The sequence below is a fragment of the Ureibacillus sp. FSL W8-0352 genome, from assembly GCF_038004345.1.
Lineage (GTDB): Bacteria > Bacillota > Bacilli > Bacillales_A > Planococcaceae > Ureibacillus > Ureibacillus thermosphaericus.
Map to the genome: position 1 here is coordinate 917,257 of NZ_JBBOQT010000001.1, position 21,938 is coordinate 939,194.

A 21,938-nucleotide genomic window follows, 5' to 3' on the forward strand; every position below is an offset into this window, starting at 1 on the left:
TCTTCACCTCTTTAAACAAATTAGTAAACCATCGCCAACGGGGACAAAGGTCGTAGAATAATCTGAATGGTTTTTAATCCACTCGGTAAACTCTTTTAAATTGCGAATCATCGAGCGTTTTCGTTTTGGTACTTCTTCCAATGGAATGTCCGATAATCCGTGCATGTAAATATTGTCAATATAAATGACTCCACCTGACGGAACTAGGGGAGAATATTTTTCAAAAAAGCGCATATTTTGCCCTTTCGCTGCATCAATAAAAACAGCATCAAAAGTAGATTGAAACTTCGTTACATCTACTTCTAACGCATCTCCTTCAATCACCGTAATTCGGTTTCCAACGTGACTTTCCTCAATAAACTGCTTAGCAAGTTGGACGCGTTGTTCATCTCTTTCGATTGTAACGATACGGCAATAAGGCACCGCTTCAGCAATGCGAATAGCCGAATAGCCAATTGCTGTACCAATTTCTAAAACTGTCTTCGGTCGTTGAATACGCAATATTTGAGTTAATACTTCGATTGCCGAAGCTTTCATAATCGGAACATGGTGATTTTGTGCATATTGTTCCATTTTTTGCAGCAATTCATTCGGAGGATGAATGAAGGACTCTATGAACTGATCTGAAAACTCCATGTTTTCTCTCCTTCAGATTATATATAAAAAGAAAAAAACCAAACGAGTTGGCTTTAATCAACTACACTATGGGAAAATCACATCTAATCATAACATGAAAATCAATGGAAAGCGAACATTCTTTACGATTTTCATATTAAAAAGTTTACAATTCAGACTATTGACCGAATGATAAACAATATCGGAATTGAATGAATAAAAAATAGCAGTTAACCAACATGGTTAATTCTGCTATTTATCCTATCTTATTTATTATTTAAATAAAGACTTTTGTTTTGTAGATGTTCATCGTATGATTTCGCGAAGTGATTGTTCCCTTCTTTATCCGCTAAGAAATAGAGATAATCCGTATCTGTAGGATTTAAAGTTGCTTCAATTGAAACGACACCTGCATTGGCAATTGGACCTGGTGGTAATCCTGGGTTCACATAAGTATTGTATGGACTTTGAACTTCTAAATCTTCATATAATACTCTTTCTTTATGTCCGCCTAATGCATATAATACAGTTGGGTCCGTTTGAAGCGGCATGCCGATTTCTAATCGATTATAAAATACGCTTGCAATCGTCTCACGATCCGTCTTTTCAGTTGCTTCCTCTTCCAATAATGAAGCAAATGTTAATAGCTCATGAACTGTCATCTCTTTTTCTGTAATTAAAGCTTGATACTCATTGATGACATCGTTTGTTTTTTTAATCATCGGAATAATGATATCATCTAAAGTAACATCTTCTTCATAGAATGCGTAAGTAGCTGGAAATAAATATCCTTCTAACGGATAACGGATGTTGGAATCCAATACCTCTTCCGTAATAAGTTCAGGATAAGAAGCCATCATGCTATGAATGAATTCCTCGCTGTTTACCTTCTCCATAAACTGTTCTTTTGAGTATTTCGTCTTTTTTTCAATAATGTTAGCAATCTGCTCTAATGTTAATCCTTCTGGAATCGTTATCGCTAATACAGGTTCTCTATATACTTTTCCTGTTTTCAAGCTTTCTAAAATTTCATCTAAAGTCATGCTTGGCGACATCGTATAATTGCCTGCTTGAAAATTCGATTGATTATTAAATTTTGCGTAATATTTAAAGATAGTCGCATTTTTTATAATGCCATGTTCTTCTAATATTTTTGAAATGGTAGATAACCCAGAGCCCATAGGAATTTCTACTTGAATTTGTTCTTCCGATTGTGGATCAACAGGCTGTAATGCACTTTTTACAAATAACGTGCCAGATAACCCAACAATTACAATTAACGTCAAAATAATTAGCGTTACGGTTGTTACAATTCGACGAACTACTTTTCCTTCTTGTTTACGCAATTTTACTTTATCCATTATTTCATTTTTCTTTTGTTCTTGCTCCACTGGTTTCCCCCCTTGCGACTCTTAACATATGATATAAAATTATAAAAGAATTAACAATATTGAAATGCGCTTTCGGTTTCGCTTTGTATATGTATTTGTACGTTATTTCATAAGAAAAAGTTCTATCAATCTATAACTTTTTAATAAATATGAATTTTCAAACAACAATTTATAACCATGATCATTCAATAAATGCTTTTATCATGTTTCCCTGCGGCATGAAAAAATCAAACCGCAGGAACTCTTCAGCCAAAAAGAATGATTTGATTTATTGATTCAAAAACTCAACTGATTCTTCAATTTTTTCCCATTCCTCATCTGACTCGACTGGGAAAATTTCTTGTATTTCACCATCTTCAGAGTCGACGTAGCTTGCAACATAAAGGTTTTCAACTGGTTCCGTTTCATCGGTTGTATACACGACATATTTTTTTCCGAATTCGTCTAATTTAAATCGATAAATAACTTTGCATTCTATTTCATTTCCTTCTTCATCCGTTGCAATAAATGCGTCTCTTTCTTCTTCAGAAAATGTATCAACTAGTGTATTGTATACTTCTTCAACCATGTCCCACTCTTCTTCTGTTTCCAATTCCTGAAAATTCGTCATTTCTAAATTTTCATCAAGTTCATATCGTACTGCTGAAATTTCTTCGCTTTCATTACCATCTTCATCGATTATCGTATAAATGCAATAAGAATAGTCGTCTGTATCAAAGGTAAATAATACTTTGCATTTCATCTCTACACCATCTTCTGTTGTTAAATAAAAATATTGTTGATCCATGTTTTCCTCCTAATATTTATAACTCAACTTTCGCACACAGATATTGTCAGACATCCCTTGATGTAATTGGGTAAAGACGCAATCCATTCTTGTACTTTACTTTTAAATAATTCCATGTTCAAACAAACATTAGCTTCTGCTAATGTTTGGAAGATCGCTAATAATTGATTCAATGCACTCTCTAGATTCATATCTTTTACATCTTCACATAATAGAAAAAAGAGATTTCCAATCGTTTTAGGATCGTTGTTTTGTCTACGCTCCCACTCTAAGAGTATAAAGCGAGTAAACACAATCGTTGTATGACTAATCAACAGATCATACGAACGACCTTGAAATTCTTTTGCTAGGTTAAGCAATGATTTGGTACACTTGAAAAATGTTTCGATGTCCCAGCGCATCCCGTAAATACGCACAATTTCTTCATCTGAAAGTGTGGTATCTGTACTCAAAATGGCTAACCATTCACTCTTTTTATTGCGGTTACGCACGAATACAATCTTGACTTGTCGTCCTTTTGCAAGATGAACATGGATCGAACCGAGTAGGTCTTTCTTTTCCATGGTACGCTTTGCTTTTTTAAAGAGTTCATCCAGAGTATGGGCTTCACCATCTATGAAATAACGTTGTTTTAGCTGCTTGACCATACCAATGACAAATAAACCTTTATCCGTGATTTTTTCAATCAAAGGCTCATGCGTAAACCAAGTATCCATTAACACATAATCAGCTGTAATTCCTGCATTTAAGGCATGATCCAATAAAGCAGAGACAACGCTTGGCTTATCTTGTTGTGCTTCAAGACGACGCTTGTAGCCGGAAGTGCGTTTATCAATGGATTCATCGACCCCGTTAAGTTGATTTTCCTTTTTCGCTGAACTCAATAAAGCAAAGTCTACAGGTAGAAAAGAATATCCATCAGACCAACCAAGAGTAAGCAACTGAAACCCCTTATAGAATCGTTTCTCTGTATGATCAAATACTCGTGAAAGAAGTTCAACAGACTTGCTTCGGTTGCGTGAAAAGAGTGAATCATCAACAATAAACACCTTCACTCTGTTGTTTGATGTAAGCTTTTTTATACGTCCAGTAAGATCTTGACATAAGGAAAGTAAAAAAGTTCGCCAAGCATAAGTAGATGAATTTAGAAAACGGTAGATCGTATCTTTTTTAGGTAAGTCCACGGCTTTCTTACTTTGAAGTGCTTGAAACCAATTTTTATATTGGAAAACAAGCAAAAAAATAAGACGGAAAATAGATAAGCATGAATAACCAAATCCCTTAGTAATTCTCGCTTTTCTCAAATGTTTGCCTATATTTAATTCAGAAAATCTTCGTTCAAGTTCTTTTGGTAGTTGTGCAAAAGTATCTTTTTTCGTTATCATAATGGTGACACCTTCTTTGGTATTTGGTTTGTTCACCATAATTTTACCAAAAGATAGGTGTCTTTTTCTTTTAAAAAAATAAAATCAATAAAAAACAAGAGAAATAATGAAAGACGATATAAAACAGTCATATCAAGAGTTGCAATAAGATATTACTCTGCGAAAGTTGAGTTTATAACCTTTTCAACTTTAGTGTGGAACGTTCCATGAAAAATAATCAAATCGATATTATTCACAAGTAGATCGATCATAAGCATGAAAAAAGTAGGCAAAATTTTGCCTACTTTATATGATTATTCTTCATCGTCTTCTAGTTCAAATTCTTCTTCCAAAGAATTTAATACTTCTTCAATCATATCCCATTCTTCTTCCGTTTCAATCGGCTGCAGTTCTCCATCTTCTCCATTTTCAGCAGGAGTAAAAGAAGAAGCGAAAATTTCTATCTGACCGTCTTCATCTTCTTCCGCACCGACGATTGTATATAATACATAGGACTTTCCGAATTTCTCAGAATCAAAAGTGTGTATTACTTCGCATAATTGCTCATTTCCATCTTCATCAATTACAGTAATATGTCTTTCTTCATAATCATGTTCATGTACCATGTTGGTCACCTCTTTTTTTAAGAATATAAATAAAATATATAATTATCCCTCGACATAACTGTCTTTAGGAAAGTATAAAACATGATGAAATCACTTTATTCACCCAACATGGGATCTTATTTAAATGATTTACTATCCAAATATCCTTGTAAAATCATGACCGCTGCCATTTTATCGATTACTTTTTTTCTCTTTTTTCGACTGACATCGGCTTCAATGAGCATTCGTTCAGCAGCCATTGTTGTTAAACGTTCATCCCAAAGTGTTACTGGCAAATTAAACGCATTTTCTAAAAGCTTCTTATAATTCTCGGAAGCTTCTCCTCGTGGACCAACAGTGTTGTTCATATTTTTAGGATATCCAACAACAAATTCGGTAACCCCATACTCTTTTACAAGCTCTTTAATTCGCTCAATCCCAAATTCGCCAGTTTCTTCGTCTATATGAATCGTCTCAATTCCTTGAGCTGTTAAACCCAATGGATCGCTGATTGCAATACCAACTGTCTTCGTACCGACATCTAATCCCATTACTCTCATTGATTGTTCCTCATTTGTTATTTCTAATATAGAATTTCACAAGCTCTTCTAAAATTTCATCACGTTCAAGTTTACGAATTAAATTTCGTGCATCTTGATGGCGAGGAATATATGCCGGATCACCAGATAACAAGTACCCTACGATTTGATTTGTCGGGTTATACCCTTTCTCCTCAAGTGCAGAGTACACTTTTAGCATTACTTGCTTGACTTCATCTTCCATTGATTCTTCTGGAAAGCTAAATTTCATTGTTTGATCAAACGAACTCAAGACCAGCACCTCGCTTTCGGAAATAAGGAGTTGGAAATTCTAGCTCCATTTTCTATATTATAACTGATTCAATTAGTCAGTGAAATAGATTTCTTTTTAATTATTATATAGATTTAACGTAATCATACACAGATTGAAGGGCTTCATCAAGTTTTGAAACTTCTTTCGCACCAGCCATTGCCATGTCAGGACGACCGCCACCTTTTCCTCCGCATTTCTCAGCTACTGTTTTGACGATGTTACCTGCATGATATTCATTACCAGCAATATCTTTTGTTACACCTGCACAAAGCATGACTTTATCTCCTTCAACAGCTCCAAGAACAATAACTGCTTTTTCAAGCTTCATTTTTAAATCATCCATCATTTGACGAAGTTGATTATTATCTTTTGCCTCTACTCGTGTAGATAAAACAGTTATATCGCCAATTTTTTGTGCTGAATCAAGAACGTTTGCCGCTTCAAGGTTTGCCAATTTTTGTGATAATGATTCATTTTCTCGTTGTAATTCTTTATATTCATTTTGCAAGCCTTGAATTCTCATTACTAAGTCTTTTGGATTTGCTTTAAATTGTGCAGCTGCTTCTTGCAAGATTTTTTCTTCTTCTTTTACTGCAAGATATGCCCCCTTACCAGTAACAGCTTCAATACGTCTTACCCCGGCACCAATTCCACCTTCTGAAACGATTTTGAACAATCCAATTTCAGATGTACGGTTTACGTGTAAACCACCGCAAAGCTCAATTGAATAATCGCTTACTTGTACAACGCGAACGATATCTCCATATTTTTCGCCGAAGAGGGCCGTAGCACCAAGAGCTTTTGCTTCGTCAATCGGCATTTCTTCAATAACTACTTCGATGTCGTCCCAAATTTTTTTATTGATGATTTGTTCAATTTTTTCTAACTCTTCTTTTGTTGCTTGTCCGAAGTGTGTAAAGTCAAAGCGTAAACGATCTGGACCTACATATGAACCAGCTTGATTTACATGTTCACCTAATACGTCTTTCAATGCACGGTGCAATAAGTGCGTTGCCGTATGGTTTTTCACAATCAGTTTTCTTTCTTCTGCATTCACTTGCGCCTTTACATGATCGTTAAGATGCATTTCACCTGATTCAACAATTACTGTATGAAGATGCTGTCCGTTCGGTGCAAGTTGAACATCTTTTACAACAGCTTTGAATGTATCGCTCTCAAGAGTACCTTTATCAGCGATTTGACCACCCATTTCAGCATAGAATGGTGTTTCCGCTAAAATGACTAATACCTCTTCTCCTTCAGAAGCTACATTTACTTCCTGACCGTTTCCTACCATAGCAACAATGGTTGTGTCACATTCTGCCACTTCATATCCAACGAATACGGAAGGTTGTTTTAAGTTCGTTAATACTTCATTTTGCACTTGCATAGAATCAACATCAACACGTGCACTTCTTGCTCGTTCACGCTGTTTTTCCATCTCCGTTTCAAAACCTTCGTAATCAATTGTCATTCCTTGTTCTTCAGCATATTCCTCTGTTAATTCAATTGGGAATCCATACGTATCATATAAGCGGAACGCGTCTTCACCTGGTATTTCATTACGCCCTAATTTCTTTTCACGTTCAATTACTTCATTTAAAATTTCAAGGCCACCATCTAATGTTTCTAGGAAACGAATCTCTTCATTTTTCACAACTCGTTGAATAAATTCACTTTTCTCACTTACTTCTGGATAGAAGTCTTTCATAATTTCTCCAACTGTTGGAACGAGTTCAAACATAAATGGTTTTTCAATACCGATTTGTTTTGCATATCTTACAGCACGACGTAATAAACGGCGAATTACGTAACCGCGTCCTTCATTTGATGGAAGCGCTCCATCACCGATAGCAAATGCCACTGTTCGAATATGGTCAGCAATTACTTTAAACGGTGTGTTGATATCTTCTTTATTGTTGAAAATTTCTTTCAAATCAATTTCACCAGGTCGTTTGTAACGACGGTTTGCAAACTCTTCAATTTTTTCAATGATTGGCATAAATAAATCTGTATCAAAGTTTGTTGGTACATTTTGCACAACGGAAGCCATCCGCTCAAGACCCATACCTGTATCGATGTTTTGTTTTGGTAACGGCGTATATGTGCCATCTGGATTGTGGTTAAATTGAGAGAACACTAAGTTCCAAACTTCTAAGTAACGTTCATTTTCGCCACCTGGGAATAATTCTGGATCGTTTGGATCATTTCCATATTCTGGGCCGCGATCATAGAAAATTTCTGAGTTTGGACCGGATGGACCTTCCCCAATATCCCAGAAGTTTCCTTCAATGCGAACGATACGTTCTTCTGGTAAGCCAATTTCATTTTTCCAAATGTTATAAGCTTCTTCATCTTCTGGATGGATCGTTACTGAAAGGAGTTCTGGGTCAAATCCCATCCATTTTGGATCTGTTAAAAACTCCCAAGCATAATGAATTGCTTCTCGCTTAAAGTAGTCACCAATAGAGAAGTTACCTAACATTTCGAAAAATGTATGGTGGCGAGCCGTTTTCCCTACGTTTTCTATATCGTTTGTACGAATGGATTTCTGAGCATTTGTAATACGTGGATTTTCAGGAATTTCACGGCCATCAAAATATCTTTTTAAAGTCGCTACCCCAGAGTTAATCCAAAGTAAAGATGGGTCATTCACTGGAATTAATGAAGCTGATGGTTCAACTGCATGGCCTTTTTCAACAAAAAAATCTAAAAATTTGCGACGAATGTCTGCTGCTTTCATTCAATATTACCTCCTACTAATATTTTTGAAATTAAAAAAAGCCTTCATCCCAATAAGGGACGAAGACATTAAATTTCGCGGTACCACCCTCGTTACAGTTTCATTTCATCACCTAAATACACGTTTAACCGTTTCATTTTGAAACTGTCACTCTAGCCACTGTAACGTAAGTGAACGGCAGGTTTTAACTGCACTCTGGAGTAGCTTTCCGCAATTGTCCCTAGTGAAGATTCTTTCAGCCTACGGAATCTCTCTCTTTCCACTGGACAAAAACGTACTCTCTCCATCATCGTGTTGAAAATATAGGTGTTTACAAATAAGTATGACGAATGGAAATTCTCTCTAAATTATATGAAAACGGTCATATCATGTCAATCAACTTCTTTGTTATTTACTTCTTAACATGGATGGTAGGACATATACTTTCCAAAAAAGTATAGATGGGAGAGCAGATATGGAAACGATTTCGATGGAATTTTACACTGCACTGATGTCCATTATTTTAATCGATCTTGTTCTTGCTGGTGATAATGCATTATTGATTGGAATGGTCGCAAAAAATCTGCCTTCGAAACAGCAAAAAAAGGTTATTATCATTGGAACGCTAGCTGCCATTTTTATGCGCATTATCTTTACACTGCTTGCAGTGAAATTGTTAGAAATTGATGGATTACTATTTATTGGCGGCGTATTGTTAGTATATATAGCGATAAAACTGCTAGTGACTGAAGAAAATACCGATATACGCGTATCAAAGAAATCCTTTTGGGGTGCAGCTTGGACAATCATGTTAGCAGATTTTTTAATGGGCATTGATAATATTATTGCGGTTGCAGGAGCAGCTTATGGAAATATGCTACTAGTCATCTTTGGTCTCCTTATCTCTATTCCCATAATTGTTTGGGGAAGTACAATTGTCATTCGCATCATCGAAAAATTTCCTATTTTCATCTATTTAGGTGCTGGTGTCCTTGCATGGACTGCATCAAAAATGATTATTCAAGATGCTTATGTTCAGCCTTATTTAACAAATCCGTTACCTATAATCTTGTTCCAATTATTATTAATATTCATCGTTATTGCAATTGGTTTTATTCTGCGTAATAGAAATAAAACACATATAAGTACAAATTGAATATTGATTAACAAATTGAAATAGAATGGAAATAAAAGCTTTTGGGAGGTAAAATATGCAGCTTCTCTTTGAAGATGGTTTATTGCTATCAACAATTGAAATTTGCTATAAAGGGAAAAGTAAATTGTTAAGCCGAGTTGCAATCGATTCCGGTGCCTCCCATTCCTTTATCAATATTGATTCAGTACAAGAGATAGGTATCTATTTTGAAAACGGAGATTCGCTAGTTCGTCATTATGGAATCGGTGGAGTAGAATATAGTTTTATGAAAAAATTGGATTATGTAAAAATTGGCGAAAAGACGTTTCCTAATGTTCATATTGATTTTGGAACATTGCAAGGATTTAATATTCAAGGTTTGATTGGACTTGATATATTAAAATCCGGTGAATTTGTTTTAGATTTGAAACACTTAAAATTACTAACTCACTGAAAATGTAGGAAAAAATAGCCTGTTATACGAGCGAACTAGGATCCTAACTTCACTAGTCCGCTCATTCTGTTGGCAATCTCTGTTTTATATAAAAGATAATAGATTTTTACATTATGAATATCTCGTAATTATTTGTTGAAGCTTAGATTCAATATGGTACATATCCGCTTCTGTAAATGTAACGCGCACGTGGCTTTCATCCACATCCAACATTTCAGCAAACAATCCACCAAGTCCCCTTGCTCTTCTGTCCACTTCCAATAATAATTCCACGTAGCCTTCCTCTTGGGAAAGAAAAGCAATCTCTAGTTCATCTAATCGACCTCGAAACGGCCCTGTTACTGGAACAAATTCAAATTCTTGAATAAAAGGATAGTTTTTTCGGTATCGGAATGATACTTGTTCATTTTCCGCTTTTCGTAAACGAAAACCTAAATGTTGTACAGCATTTAACACATGAGAAGCCAATCTTGATGGACGAACTTCTATAAAGTCTTTATCTGTTGAATCCACACCGCTTTGAATGTCTAATTCCGTTTTCACCCATACTCTAGAATTTCCTATCGTTACAGGTGTGTCTACTGGCAGCACGAAAGAAAACGGGATGATTTTTGTTTCATTTGCTTGAATCATAAAAGGATCACTAATTTTGAATTTATGGAATGCAAATGGAACCGAAACTTTTCGATCATCGACTTCTTTTATATAAGTCGTATATAAAGTGAAATAAATCGTATTGATTTGTTGAGCAACATTTCCTCCATATACTTCTACTTCACCGCGCACCGTTTCACCAGCACTGTAGGAAGACTTCTCCAACTGAGTATCCACTTTTGCTGAACCAATACCAAAAGATGCTAGCATTTTGTTAAAAAATGACATAGTCCACTCTCCTTTATTTTACAGAAATCTCTCCAATATTACGAGTCTATTTTCAATAAAGTTTCAGTGAGGAGAATCATTTAGAAGAAATTTTTTTATTTTCATAAGTTGTCCTCCAAAATCTAGTCATGATTTGTATAAATATTATTTACTTTTCCTCCACCTGCAGTTTTAACATCGTATGTTCCATGATAAATATGGTTTAAATATTCTCTAACTTAGATTTACAACATATAATCAATTCCACTTCTTACGATTCAGCGAATTTAATGATAATAAGAAAACTACATAACATGTAAATTTACTTGCAAAGTGAAATAATATGTGATAAATTACTCTACGTGAAACGGATGACTAATTTTCTCATTTGGTCATATTTTATTAATGCGAGGTGAATGTATTGAGTGTTGATAGAAAACAATTAATACTCGAAGCTGCAAAAAAATCCTTTTCTTTATTTGGATACAAAGCAACCACGATGGATCAAATCGCGAAACTTGCCAATGTGGGAAAAGGTACAATTTATACATTCTTTAAAAATAAGGAAGAACTATTTGATGAAATTATTACATCTCTTATTAAAGATATGAAAACTGAAGCAGAAAAAGCCATTAATCCTAATAGTAGCTTCGATGAAAACATTAATCGTGTATTATTAAGACTTCTAGAATTTCGACAGTCTCATCAGCTCACAATCAAACTTTTTCAAGAAGAAAGAGAACTGGGAACACAAGCTGTAGCAGAAGTAATACAACGTGTTGAACAAGCAATCATTCACTACATGAAGGGAATTATACAAGAAGCAATTGACCGTGGTGAAATTAAAGAGTGCAATCCTGAAATCACAGCATTTGTTATGTTAAAAATGTATGTTGCTTTAATATTTGATTGGGAAAAGCAGCATCCAGCTATTGATAAAGAAGAAATATCTAATTTATTTAAATTATATTTCATTGATGGATTGGCTAAGTAACTTTAAGGTTAAGGGTCTCAATATATTAGAGTACCCTATTATATTACGCAAAATTGACCAAATGAACAAAATAGTCATTACTTCCAGGAGGTAACAAAATGAAAAAATCGTCATTTATGGCGGAACTAAAATTTCTTCTTTCTAACCGAAAAATTCTCATATCGGTTATAGCAGTTGCTCTTGTTCCTGTACTGTATACAGGAATGTTTATTTGGGCATTCTGGGACCCATATGCGCACTTAGAAGACTTGCCAGTTGCCATTGTCAATGAAGATTCCGGTGCTGAATTTGAAGGAAAAAGGTTGGAAATTGGGAAAGAACTTGCTGAAAAACTCAATGACAGTGAACAGTTTAATTTCAAAGTAGTTTCAAAGGAAGAAGGTTATAAAGGTTTAGAGAATCGAGATTTTTATTTGTTAGTGGAAATACCAGAAAATTTTTCAAAAAATGCAACAACGATTCTAGATGATGAACCGAAAAAATTGGAACTAAAATATGTTCCGAATGAAAGTACAAACTTCCTTTCAGCTCAAATTGGAGAAACTGCCATGAGAGAAATCAAAGCGGAAATCTCCAAAAATATCATCTCAACCTATTCCGAAACAATGTTTGATTCCATTTCAAAGTTAGCAGATGGAATTAGCCAAGCAAGCGATGGAGCAAGCCAGTTAAGAGATGGTGTAGCTGATTTAAATGATGGTTCAAAAACATTGAGTGACAATCTTATAACATTGGCTTCAAAAATGATTGAATTCAAAGAAGGCGTAAACCGTGCAAGTGATGGTTCAAGCTCGATTGCTGCTGGCTCTAGTCAATTGAAAGATGGTCTTCGTCAAGTGAACGAAAATCTTCCATCCCTTGTCGAAGGAACATCTCAAGTAGAAAATGGCCTTAAACAAATGAAAGATCAACTTCCAGCTCAAGTTGCTACAGGAATTTCTGAAAATCTTAAAAATAGTGTTGAGAATATTCGTAATGGAATCGATCAATTAGAAACTCAATTATCTGCAGAACTTTCAACACAACTGACAGCTGGAATTGTCAATCAACTATCAAGCCAACTTGCAGTACAATCCATATCAACCCAAACTCAAAACTTAGAACAAATTCAGTCTGCTCTCGTTGCCAACAACATTATGAGTGAAGAACAAGCTGCTGCCTTTATCGCGCAGCTAGCAAGCAACGTTCCTACGAAGGAACAAATTGAAGAGCAATATAAAACCCAATTACAAGCCCAATTAGAACCTCAAATTTCTACGGGTATCAGCAAAGGACTCAAAGAAGGGTTAACACAATTTGAAACTTCACTAACAAATCAATTGCTTGCTTCAGCTGATGGTATTGAAGAACAATTAAAAACTCAAACTGCCCCTGCCTTTGATCAATTAATTGCAGGTCTTGACCAAATTAATGCTGGACAACAAACATTGCAAAATGGTGTAAATAAGCTTTATACTGGTTCAGTTGATTTAACAAATGGCGCTGGGGAATTAAGCTCAGGCATGAAACAGTTAACTTCTGGTGCAAGTCAACTTCAAGACGGTGCAAATCAACTAGCAGATGGTTCAAATCAATTAAAATCCGGCACAGATAAATTGTTAGATGGTACAACGGAATTAGCTGACAAACTTGCTGATGGAGCTGAAGAAGCTGGTTCAGTTAAGGCAAATGAAGATACTTATGACATGATGGGTGAACCGGTTGTTATTCAAAAAGAGGCAGTAAATGAAGTGCCAAATTACGGAACAGGCTTCTCACCATATTTTATGTCACTAGGCTTATTCGTAGGGGCACTAATGCTATCCATTGTATTTGAATTAAAACGACCAGTCATCCGACCGAAAAATGCTTTCACTTGGTTTGGAAGTAAATTTGGTGTGATTGCCATTGTCGGTATCATTCAAGCACTATTAGTAGATTGCATTTTATTATTGGCATTAAAACTAGAAGTTGTAAATCTTCCGTTGTTCATCCTAACTTCCATAATTGTAAGCATTGTGTTTATGACACTCATTCAAATGCTTGTCACATTATTAGGAGACACTGGACGATTTATAGCGATTATTATATTAATTTTACAATTAACAACAAGTGCAGGTACATTCCCAATGGAGTTATTACCAAACACACTTCAACCAATCAATGCACTATTGCCAATGACTTATTCAATCCAATCCTTTAAAGCGGCCATCTCAAGTGGGGATATTTCATTCTTATGGCGTAACAACTTGATTCTATTAAGCTATATGTTTGCCTTTATCCTCATTACGATTGGATATTTTGCACTTTCAACAAAAAAATCAAAAGATGTTGAAATGACTGCAGTAATGGATGAGTAAATAGTATGAAGGAAAATCTATTAAATTATTTAATGGATTCACATTGAACATTTCATTTAAAAAGGATAGATGAACAGGTTTCCTGCTTCATCTATCCTTTTCATATAATCATAATTGATTAGAATTCGTTAAACAATTTTGAATTACTGTCTACTTGACAGTTAGCAGTTCAAAGTTTTCGACTTTCTAGAAACCCACATTTTACGCATCCATTACACTAAGTGTTTCACAATATTTTTAGCATATCTGTATGAAACCAGGCATTCATGCCCATTTTCCATTATTAATATTTTATTTTTTACATCATATTCGTGCAAATAATCAATATTAATTAGATAGCTGTTATGAGATCTACAAAATCTTGGATCCAACTTCTCTAAATCTTTTAATTTTCCATAAAACTCATAGATGCCATTTTTTGAATGCACTCTTATTTTATGAGGTATGGAAGAGGTTTCAAAATAATAAATATCTTCATAACGAATATTTTTTATATTCTCTCCCACTTTTATTTGAAGTACTTTTGTAGAACTATTATGGCCAAGTGTCAAATAATGTTGATATGCAGTTGTCAATGCTTCGATGATATTATTAGCAAGGTATTGTTGGTTCGACGTTTTAATAATGAAATCGAGAGCTGCTACTTTATATTTAAAGGTTAATTTTAGTTTATTGGCAAAGGTCGTTACAAAAATAATAGTTGCCAATGGATCTTGTTTTCGTATAATTCTAGCTAATTCTAAACCGTTGATACTGCTATTCAATTCAATATCTAATATGTAACATTCAGCTGAATGATTTTCAATATAAGATATGACTTCTTCTGGTGTTGAAGCACATAATGCAATCTCAATACTTGGCAAATGAAAACTTGAATATCTTCTTATGACATTCTGCAGAAATTGTCTTTGTTCTAAATCATCTTCGCAAATTATGACCTTCAAGAAACATCACCTTTATCTTATTTCAATTTCTTGGATAAAGATATTTTCCTCAATGCTCGTATTCATTAGTACATTTGGGTAGTTATTTAAAATATCCTTAACATTGTTTAGGCCGTAGCCACGTTTTCCTTTTTTTGTTGAATAATGATTTTTATACAGTTGATGAATATCTAATGTATTGGTGAAATTATTTTCAATAATCATTAATACTGAATTATCATTTGTTTTCATAATAGCAAGATTGATAAAGGGATTTTCACATTCAATACTTGCTTCTATAGCGTTGTCAATTAAAATCCCTATCATTCTTGATAAATCAATAATATCCATATTAATAGAATCGATTTTTTCTGGAATTTCGATTTGTATATCAATTTTCTTCTCTACAGCTGTTAATAGTTTTGTTAGTAATAATCCTTTTAGTTCCATCAGTTCTAAATTCCCTAAATCATGAATTAAGGAATTTTTTAATAGTGTATTTTTTTCAGTATTTATGATTTTTTCTTTAAAATATTTTTTTAAACCATCTAAATCTTTATTATCTATGTATCTCTCCATTGTAATTAAAATATTTTTATAATCATGACGAAATTTTTGCATTTCTATATTAATTTCATTTAATGAACTCATATATTCTGAAAACAAGGCTTTTTGTATCTTCTCATGCTTTAATTTATTCGTTTCGTTGATACTATAAATAAGTAAGATGAACAAAAATGACATAACAATTAAGTAACATATTTGAATGATAAGATTAATTCTTGTTAGCTGTAATTCTTCGTATGATGTTGGAATAAAAATGTTCAAATATAGGACGATGACAGTTACACAACATAAAATACTGATGAGAAACTTGGTAATAAAATTAATGGGCAAATAATCTCGTTTATATAAATTTATGAGTAAATTAATGATTATAAATAATATTGCATAACAAAGTGCAAAGATTAGAGAGTGGAAAAAGACATTATTGTTTTTATTTAAAACCAGTTGGGCAATGTGGTCTGAAATCATTCCGATGAAAATAATTAAACATAAATCAATACATATTTTAAATAAACTAGAATGAAATAGCAGTGCTAATACGATACTGCCAAATAGTATAATGATGGCAATCCATGATTCCAGAAAATAAAATGAAACGAATGATATGACAGCTATTGATAGACTAATGGAAACGGACAATAGATTTAATTTTATTTTTTGCAAATAAAAAATCGATAGGCAGATTACAGTAAATTCAATAAAACTAACAATAAGTAAATCTGAAATTGTAACTCTCCCCTTTAAGCCTTGAATATATGATAAGGTTATCAAAAAATAATTCGTTTGATTGATTTGAGTATATTTAATCAAGGATAAGTTGGAAAATCACTATTTTTCATGATTGAAAAATAGTGATTTTTATATGTTAGTAATTTTGGGATGGCATATCCAAAACATTTATTTATCGTAACTTACATTCACTAATTAAGATAAATGAAATAGGATTATGGAAATATTTATACGAAAAAATAGCACACATTTCACATTATACACCATAATCCTATAATACTGTAAAACTCGCAATATACTCGTTAAGTTTAATAGTTTTTGTTACATCTAGGAGTAAAATTTAAACACTTATGACATAAAACTCCATTTAATCAAAATTTACATTAAGATAATGATGTGGTGGTGTTTATGAATTTTCTATCGAATATTGAAAATCGAATAGTCAAAATGCTTACTCTAGAACATTACAATAATTTAGAGAGAGAAAAAATAAAATTTGGCGTGAGATTAATATTGAATGATATTTGGAAAATTATCATTATCTATCTGATCGCCATATTATTAGATTGTTTTTTTATCACTTTTTTCACTCACATTGTATTTTTTATTTTGAGACAAGTTTGCTTGGGGTTTCATTTTCAAAATAATATTGTTTGTTTACTGATGAGTATACTTGCATTTCCAATTGGTGTAATCATCATAAAAGATTTTCATCTAAGTATAGAATGGTTGATTTTATTCACTGGTACAATGTCTTTATTATTATTTATTTTTTCACCAATTGGTACGAGTAAACGTCCTGTTTTTAATTATAAACATAGACAGTATTTAAAAAAGAAAATAGCTTTTAGATTGTTTGTTTTATGGCTTTGTTTCATATTTATACCTTCCAGCAGAATTTTCATTTTTTACGGAATAACATTACAACTTATTTCTGTATTAACACAAAAATTTGTAGGAGGTAAAGAGAATGTTTAGAAAATTACTTGTCAGCAAAATTTCAGGTTTGGTTATTTTATTAGCTAATACAGCAACTACTATGGGATGTACATTAGTTTTTCATGAACCAGAACTTCCTGAAAGCTTAAAGAAAGAAAATCCTTTTAATTAATGGTATTATTTTAAGAAAAGAATTAGTGTTTTCTAAGTTGATAGAAAATTCTGTTTGGAAGTGTAATCGAGTAGGAGGGAGTGATTAGCTCCCGTCCTCTCACACCACCGTACGTACGGTTCCGTATACGGCGGTTCAATTAAGATAATTGACGCAAGTTTTCATAACTTCCGTGAATAGCTTGTCTTCTTATGCCAGTGGTCACTCCACCCTCCAAGAGGTCTCCCACGGGATTCACCGCTTCCTTCCTCAAGTGAGGTACTACGTTTTCTGTGTTCATCATGACTCACTGAATGCCAAGGGCTATTCTCTCTTAATTGTTCGGTCCTTCTTAGTAGTTCTAAACCAACTAATACTATGACCTCTGCTGACTTCTGACGGTTCAGCTACTTATCACTAAGTAGGTTATGAAGCGAACTTCACCTATCCGCCAGACCTCCCCGGGTAAGTACATGCACTTTCACACCATCTATCCGCCTCATTTACTCGATATGACCTTCGACAGAAAGAGCTTTGTTTTGTTACGCAAACTCACTCAATCATACCTAGCCTTATATGAGGTTCGTGTTCCTCGGACCGGTGTTTTGCCTCCAGCTTCCTTCAGATTCCGCGTCACCACGGACACCCTTGCTCTTGGCTAACCTCTACTTCTGTCTTCGGGGTTCGGGACTTACACCCTATAGTTCATGTACATGCCGGGCGCACGCATAAAAAGGGGATCGTTTTAAATTTGAACTGCTCCCTGTCAAGTAGACAGTGTAAAAAATAAAAATGTTACTAAGCGGCTTGAGCCCTGTATTCTAAGGGACTTAAGCCGTTTAATTTTTTCTGATAACGGAAATTGTTATAGAAATAAATATATTCATCAATCGATTGTTTCAGTGCTTGATATGAATCATAGGTATTCAAATGATATTTTTCACATTTGAATTTACTCCAAAAGGATTCAATTGGAGCGTTATCGATGCATTGACCTACCCGAGACATACTTTGTGTTAATTGTGCCTCGTCTATAATTTCCTTATATTTTTTGGACGTATATTGGAATCCTCGATCGCTATGTACGAGTGGATGTTCATCAGGTTTCAGGGTTTGGATTACTTTTCGTATGGTTTTAAAAACTAATTGATTATTATTGGAATGACCCAATTCATAACTCACAATAGAACCATCATACAAATCAATAATGGCACTTAAATAGGCTTTTTTTCCGTTCCCATATTTCAGCTCCGTTACATCTGTACACCATTTCATATTGGGCTTTTCTGCAGTAAACTCGCGATTTAATCGATTTTCAGCTACGTGTTGAACAGGTGATTTCTTATATCGTTTTCGTTTTCTTCGAATCACCGCTTGAATCTTCGCAATTTTCATCAAACGATAAATGCGTTTTTCATTGACAAGGGGCTCATTCGCCATTTTTCTGTATCGATTAATGGTGATGGTCATGCGACGATAACCATAGATTCCATTGACTTGTTCGTGAAGTGTTTTAATGCCCTCTAACAGTGATTCATTCAATTGTTCACGCGCTGATGGAGTGCGTTTCAGCCATTTATAATAAGCTGCTCGTGAAACGCCTGCGATGTGACAAAGTAAAATGATAGATAAGTGTTCGGTTTCATGTAATTCTTGAATGGCCTCATATCGAGTTTGTAATCGTACTTGGGTTAACGACACTTCCTTTCGATTTCCTCTAACTTTTTTAAAAATAGATTTTCTGCACGTAAACGTTCATTCTCGCGTTCAATTCGTTTGATTTCTAATTTAAATTTTTCTTCCGTCGTTAATTCAGCCTCTGATTTTGTGCGTCCACGGCGATCTTGTAGCCCTTCTTCTCCATGTAACTCAAATTTTTTCACCCATTGGTATACCTGTTGATAAGAAACTTGATAAGTTTGGGCTGCTAATTGATAATTTTTATGGTGCTTTAAGCAAAAATCGACTATCTCCATTCGTTCTAGTAGGGTTGTTTTTCTACCTTTTGTCATTGTTTTACTCAATCCTTTACCCGAATCTTTTATATCACAATGACTAGTATACTTTTTCACCCACTTCATTAAAATAGTTCTACCTGAAATTTGATGTTTTTTCATTAATTCGAGTAAAGAATATTCACCAGATAAATAATCCTCCACCGCTTGAATCTTCTGTTCTCTTGTATAACATCGTGGAGAAAAGTTAGAGTGAAAGACCGCTTCACCAAAGGCTTCATACTTTCGAACCCATTCTTTTAAAGTACTTTGGTGAATTTTATATTGACGAGCAAGCTTTTCAAATGAATAATCACCCGTTAAATATAAATGAATCAGTTTTAACATGAACTCTTTAGGATACTTGTAAAAGGTCATAATGAAAGCCCCCTATTAGGTTAGATGAATTTTTATTTTTTCATCTGTCTACCTAATAGGGAGCATATCAATTTTTAGACGATTCCCTTTTTTCTTATTCTTTCATTAAATTGAAGATATGGAATAATACATATTAGAAATGAATGGCTACTGGGATTTTTGATAATTTGACTAAAAAATAGATAATTGCTAATTAAGAAAAGAGTTGAGACAAAAGGTTTTCAGCCAATAGAAAAACCGAACGATTATTGAAACTCTATTCTGAGCTTCAATATCATTCGGTTTAATTAAATATCGAAATGCTAATGATAATTCGATTTTAAGAAGACCCATTTTAATTCTGTACCAGTTTCTCCATTAACTCCAATAATCTTTTAGATAGAGATCAATTCCTCCTCATTTTTTTGAAACTGGATATGATGCAATTTTGCAAATACGCCATTTAAAGCAATTAGTTCCTCATAAGTGCCTTGTTCTTCAATTCCATTTTTCGTTACAACAATTATACGATCGGCGTTGCGAATCGTTGCAAGTCGATGCGCAATGACTAATGTTGTACGATTTTTGGACAACTCGTTTAAAGATTTTTGAATCATCATTTCTGTCTCCGTATCCAGTGCAGAAGTGGCTTCATCTAATATTAAAATTGGCGGATTTTTTAGGAACATACGTGCAATGGCTATACGCTGTTTTTGACCTCCTGATAATTTTAAGCCGCGCTCCCCAATCTGCGTTTCATAACCATCTGGAAGAGATTCGATAAATTCTTTCAAATGAGCCTTCTCAGCAGCCGCTTGTATTTCCTCAAAGCTTGCACCTAGTCTTCCGTATTCTATATTTTCACGAATTGTACCAGTAAATAAGAATACATCTTGCTGTACAATGCCAATCTGTTCACGCAATGATTTTTGTGTGATATCTCGTACGTCGATTCCATCAATAGTAATCGCCCCTGCGTTTACATCATAGAAGCGGGGAATTAATGAACAGATCGTTGTCTTCCCAGCTCCAGATGGACCAACAAATGCGATTGTTTGGCCAGCTTGGATATTAAATGAAATATTCCGTAATACCGGCTTTGATTCATCGTACTGGAACGATACATTGTTGAAAGAGATATTTCCTTGTAAATGAGGAACTGCTACAGCATTGGGACGATCCTGAATTTCCGGATCTTGCATCAGTAATTCCCGGAAACGTTTAAATCCTGCCATTCCTTTTGGATACAGTTCAAGTAATGCACTAATTTTATCAATAGGTTTAATTAATACATTTGTATATAATACGAAACTTACTAATTCACCATATGTCAATTTGCCATTATAACTCAACCAAGCACCTACCACTAAAATGACTAAAGTCAATAGTCGTGTCATAAAATAGATACTTGAGTGTGTCCCTGCCATCACTTTATAAGCAAATAGTTTGGCAGCGCGGAAATATCCGTTTTGTTGTTTAAAGCGCTTCATTTCAAATTCTTCGTTTGTAAATGATTTAACAACCCGGATTCCTGAAACACTATCTTCTACTCTTCCATTAACATCCGCAATTTTACTATACATTTCTTTCCAAGCATTGTTCATTTTATTGTTGCAGTAAGTCACTAACCAAATTAAAAACGGTGTGAAAACAAGTGCAATAAACGTCAATGTCGGATTTACTTGGAACATAATAATGAACGCACCAATAAATGTCATCATTGCAATAAAGAAATCTTCTGGACCATGGTGCGCAAATTCACCAATATCAAAAAGATCATTTGTAATGCGGCTCATAATATGGCCCGTTTTTGTATTATCAAAAAATTTAAAGCTTTGTTTTTGGATGTGATTAAATAAATCGCGACGCATGTCGGTTTCAATATTAATTCCTAGTTTATGACCCAGGTAGTTGACAACGAAGTTCATGATGGTGCTTAAAATGTAAACAAGTAATAATAAAATGCTAACTTGTACAATTTTTCCCCAATCGCCTTCAGGTAATAAGACATCAATAAACCATTGCACCGCAATTGGGAAAAACAAATCTAAAATAGCCACAAAGACAGCACATGAAAAGTCGATGATAAATAATCGTTTATGTGGTTTATAATAAGAAAAAAAATGCTTTAACATCTTCTTTTCCTCTCTTTTGATAGT

The 21,938-nt window shown here is 34.1% G+C and carries 20 protein-coding genes and 1 other annotated feature; of the genes, 6 read left to right on the plus strand and 14 right to left on the minus strand.

Annotated features, from left to right (window positions below; translation table 11 throughout):
• Window positions 1–3 precede the first annotated feature (3 nt).
• The 8 genes from NST98_RS04655 to alaS all read right to left on the minus strand — a co-directional run bounded on the left by NST98_RS04655 (window position 4) and on the right by alaS (window position 8,357).
• Window positions 4–636, minus strand: coding sequence for an O-methyltransferase (locus NST98_RS04655; protein WP_340435309.1), 633 nt, complete (start codon window positions 634–636; stop codon window positions 4–6).
• 245 nt (window positions 637–881) lie between these two features.
• A complete protein-coding gene (mltG, locus tag NST98_RS04660; protein WP_340714556.1) occupies window positions 882–2,006 on the minus strand; it encodes an endolytic transglycosylase MltG in 1,125 nt (374 codons plus the stop codon).
• Window positions 2,007–2,274: 268 nt separating this feature from the next.
• A complete protein-coding gene (locus tag NST98_RS04665; RefSeq protein WP_340714557.1) occupies window positions 2,275–2,793 on the minus strand; it encodes a DUF1292 domain-containing protein in 519 nt (172 codons plus the stop codon).
• Between the two features lie 23 nt (window positions 2,794–2,816).
• Window positions 2,817–4,178 (minus strand): IS4 family transposase, encoded by a 1,362-nt coding sequence (locus NST98_RS04670; RefSeq protein WP_096550531.1) that lies wholly within the window; start codon window positions 4,176–4,178, stop codon window positions 2,817–2,819.
• 293 nt (window positions 4,179–4,471) lie between these two features.
• Window positions 4,472–4,783 carry a DUF1292 domain-containing protein gene (locus NST98_RS04675; RefSeq protein ID WP_016838608.1) on the minus strand — a complete coding sequence of 104 codons (312 nt, stop codon included), beginning with the start codon at window positions 4,781–4,783 and terminating at the stop codon, window positions 4,472–4,474.
• Window positions 4,784–4,899: 116 nt separating this feature from the next.
• Window positions 4,900–5,322: a Holliday junction resolvase RuvX gene (gene ruvX / locus NST98_RS04680; RefSeq protein WP_016838609.1), complete on the minus strand. Its 423-nt coding sequence runs from the start codon at window positions 5,320–5,322 to the stop codon at window positions 4,900–4,902.
• 10 nt (window positions 5,323–5,332) lie between these two features.
• Window positions 5,333–5,593: an IreB family regulatory phosphoprotein gene (locus NST98_RS04685; RefSeq protein ID WP_016838611.1), complete on the minus strand. Its 261-nt coding sequence runs from the start codon at window positions 5,591–5,593 to the stop codon at window positions 5,333–5,335.
• A gap of 103 nt (window positions 5,594–5,696) precedes the next feature.
• Complete coding sequence (gene alaS, locus NST98_RS04690; protein WP_340714558.1) at window positions 5,697–8,357, minus strand: alanine--tRNA ligase; 2,661 nt, start codon at window positions 8,355–8,357, stop codon at window positions 5,697–5,699.
• Window positions 8,358–8,409: 52 nt separating this feature from the next.
• Window positions 8,410–8,656 (minus strand) — a binding site (T-box leader).
• 155 nt (window positions 8,657–8,811) lie between these two features.
• On the opposite strand from alaS, the gene NST98_RS04695 reads away from it, so the two are divergent.
• On the plus strand, window positions 8,812–9,492 hold the full coding sequence (locus NST98_RS04695; RefSeq protein ID WP_340714559.1) for a TerC family protein: 681 nt from the start codon (window positions 8,812–8,814) through the stop codon (window positions 9,490–9,492).
• Window positions 9,493–9,547: 55 nt separating this feature from the next.
• Window positions 9,548–9,925 carry an aspartyl protease family protein gene (locus NST98_RS04700; protein WP_016838615.1) on the plus strand — a complete coding sequence of 126 codons (378 nt, stop codon included), beginning with the start codon at window positions 9,548–9,550 and terminating at the stop codon, window positions 9,923–9,925.
• Window positions 9,926–10,036: 111 nt separating this feature from the next.
• Here the strand turns inward: NST98_RS04700 and NST98_RS04705 are convergent, their stop codons facing one another.
• Window positions 10,037–10,807, minus strand: coding sequence for a sporulation protein (locus tag NST98_RS04705; protein WP_340714560.1), 771 nt, complete (start codon window positions 10,805–10,807; stop codon window positions 10,037–10,039).
• 400 nt (window positions 10,808–11,207) lie between these two features.
• On the opposite strand from NST98_RS04705, the gene NST98_RS04710 reads away from it, so the two are divergent.
• Entirely contained in the window at window positions 11,208–11,780 is a 573-nt protein-coding gene (locus tag NST98_RS04710) for a TetR/AcrR family transcriptional regulator (protein ID WP_340714561.1), read from the plus strand.
• 98 nt (window positions 11,781–11,878) lie between these two features.
• Window positions 11,879–14,119 (plus strand): YhgE/Pip domain-containing protein, encoded by a 2,241-nt coding sequence (locus tag NST98_RS04715; protein ID WP_340714562.1) that lies wholly within the window; start codon window positions 11,879–11,881, stop codon window positions 14,117–14,119.
• Between the two features lie 212 nt (window positions 14,120–14,331).
• Here NST98_RS04715 and NST98_RS04720 read toward each other — a convergent pair whose 3' ends face one another.
• Together NST98_RS04720 and NST98_RS04725 are read right to left on the minus strand one after the other, a co-directional pair.
• Window positions 14,332–15,063, minus strand: a complete 732-nt coding sequence (locus tag NST98_RS04720; protein ID WP_096551293.1) for a LytR/AlgR family response regulator transcription factor — start codon at window positions 15,061–15,063, stop codon at window positions 14,332–14,334.
• Between the two features lie 12 nt (window positions 15,064–15,075).
• Window positions 15,076–15,621, minus strand: coding sequence for a GHKL domain-containing protein (locus tag NST98_RS04725; protein ID WP_340714563.1), 546 nt, complete (start codon window positions 15,619–15,621; stop codon window positions 15,076–15,078).
• A gap of 1,125 nt (window positions 15,622–16,746) precedes the next feature.
• Between NST98_RS04725 and NST98_RS04730 the strand changes: the two genes are divergently transcribed.
• Both NST98_RS04730 and NST98_RS04735 read left to right on the plus strand, forming a co-directional pair.
• On the plus strand, window positions 16,747–17,316 hold the full coding sequence (locus NST98_RS04730; RefSeq protein WP_340714564.1) for an accessory gene regulator ArgB-like protein: 570 nt from the start codon (window positions 16,747–16,749) through the stop codon (window positions 17,314–17,316).
• A complete protein-coding gene (locus tag NST98_RS04735) occupies window positions 17,309–17,449 on the plus strand; it encodes a cyclic lactone autoinducer peptide (protein WP_016839648.1) in 141 nt (46 codons plus the stop codon). The genes NST98_RS04730 and NST98_RS04735 overlap by 8 nt, the downstream gene beginning before the upstream one ends.
• A 139-nt stretch (window positions 17,450–17,588) precedes the next feature.
• Here NST98_RS04735 and NST98_RS04740 read toward each other — a convergent pair whose 3' ends face one another.
• From NST98_RS04740 to NST98_RS04755, 3 genes are all read right to left on the minus strand, one after another.
• Window positions 17,589–17,732, minus strand: a complete 144-nt coding sequence (locus tag NST98_RS04740; RefSeq protein ID WP_172597780.1) for a hypothetical protein — start codon at window positions 17,730–17,732, stop codon at window positions 17,589–17,591.
• A 494-nt stretch (window positions 17,733–18,226) separates the two neighbouring features.
• Window positions 18,227–19,800, minus strand: a protein-coding gene (locus tag NST98_RS17260; RefSeq protein WP_445684020.1) for an IS3 family transposase whose coding sequence is annotated in 2 segments (ribosomal slippage) — window positions 18,227–19,158 and window positions 19,158–19,800 — 1,575 coding nt in all. Because the reading frame shifts where the segments join, the coding sequence is not laid out codon by codon here.
• 374 nt (window positions 19,801–20,174) lie between these two features.
• Window positions 20,175–21,914 (minus strand): ABC transporter ATP-binding protein, encoded by a 1,740-nt coding sequence (locus NST98_RS04755; protein ID WP_340436023.1) that lies wholly within the window; start codon window positions 21,912–21,914, stop codon window positions 20,175–20,177.
• Window positions 21,915–21,938: the final 24 nt, after the last annotated feature.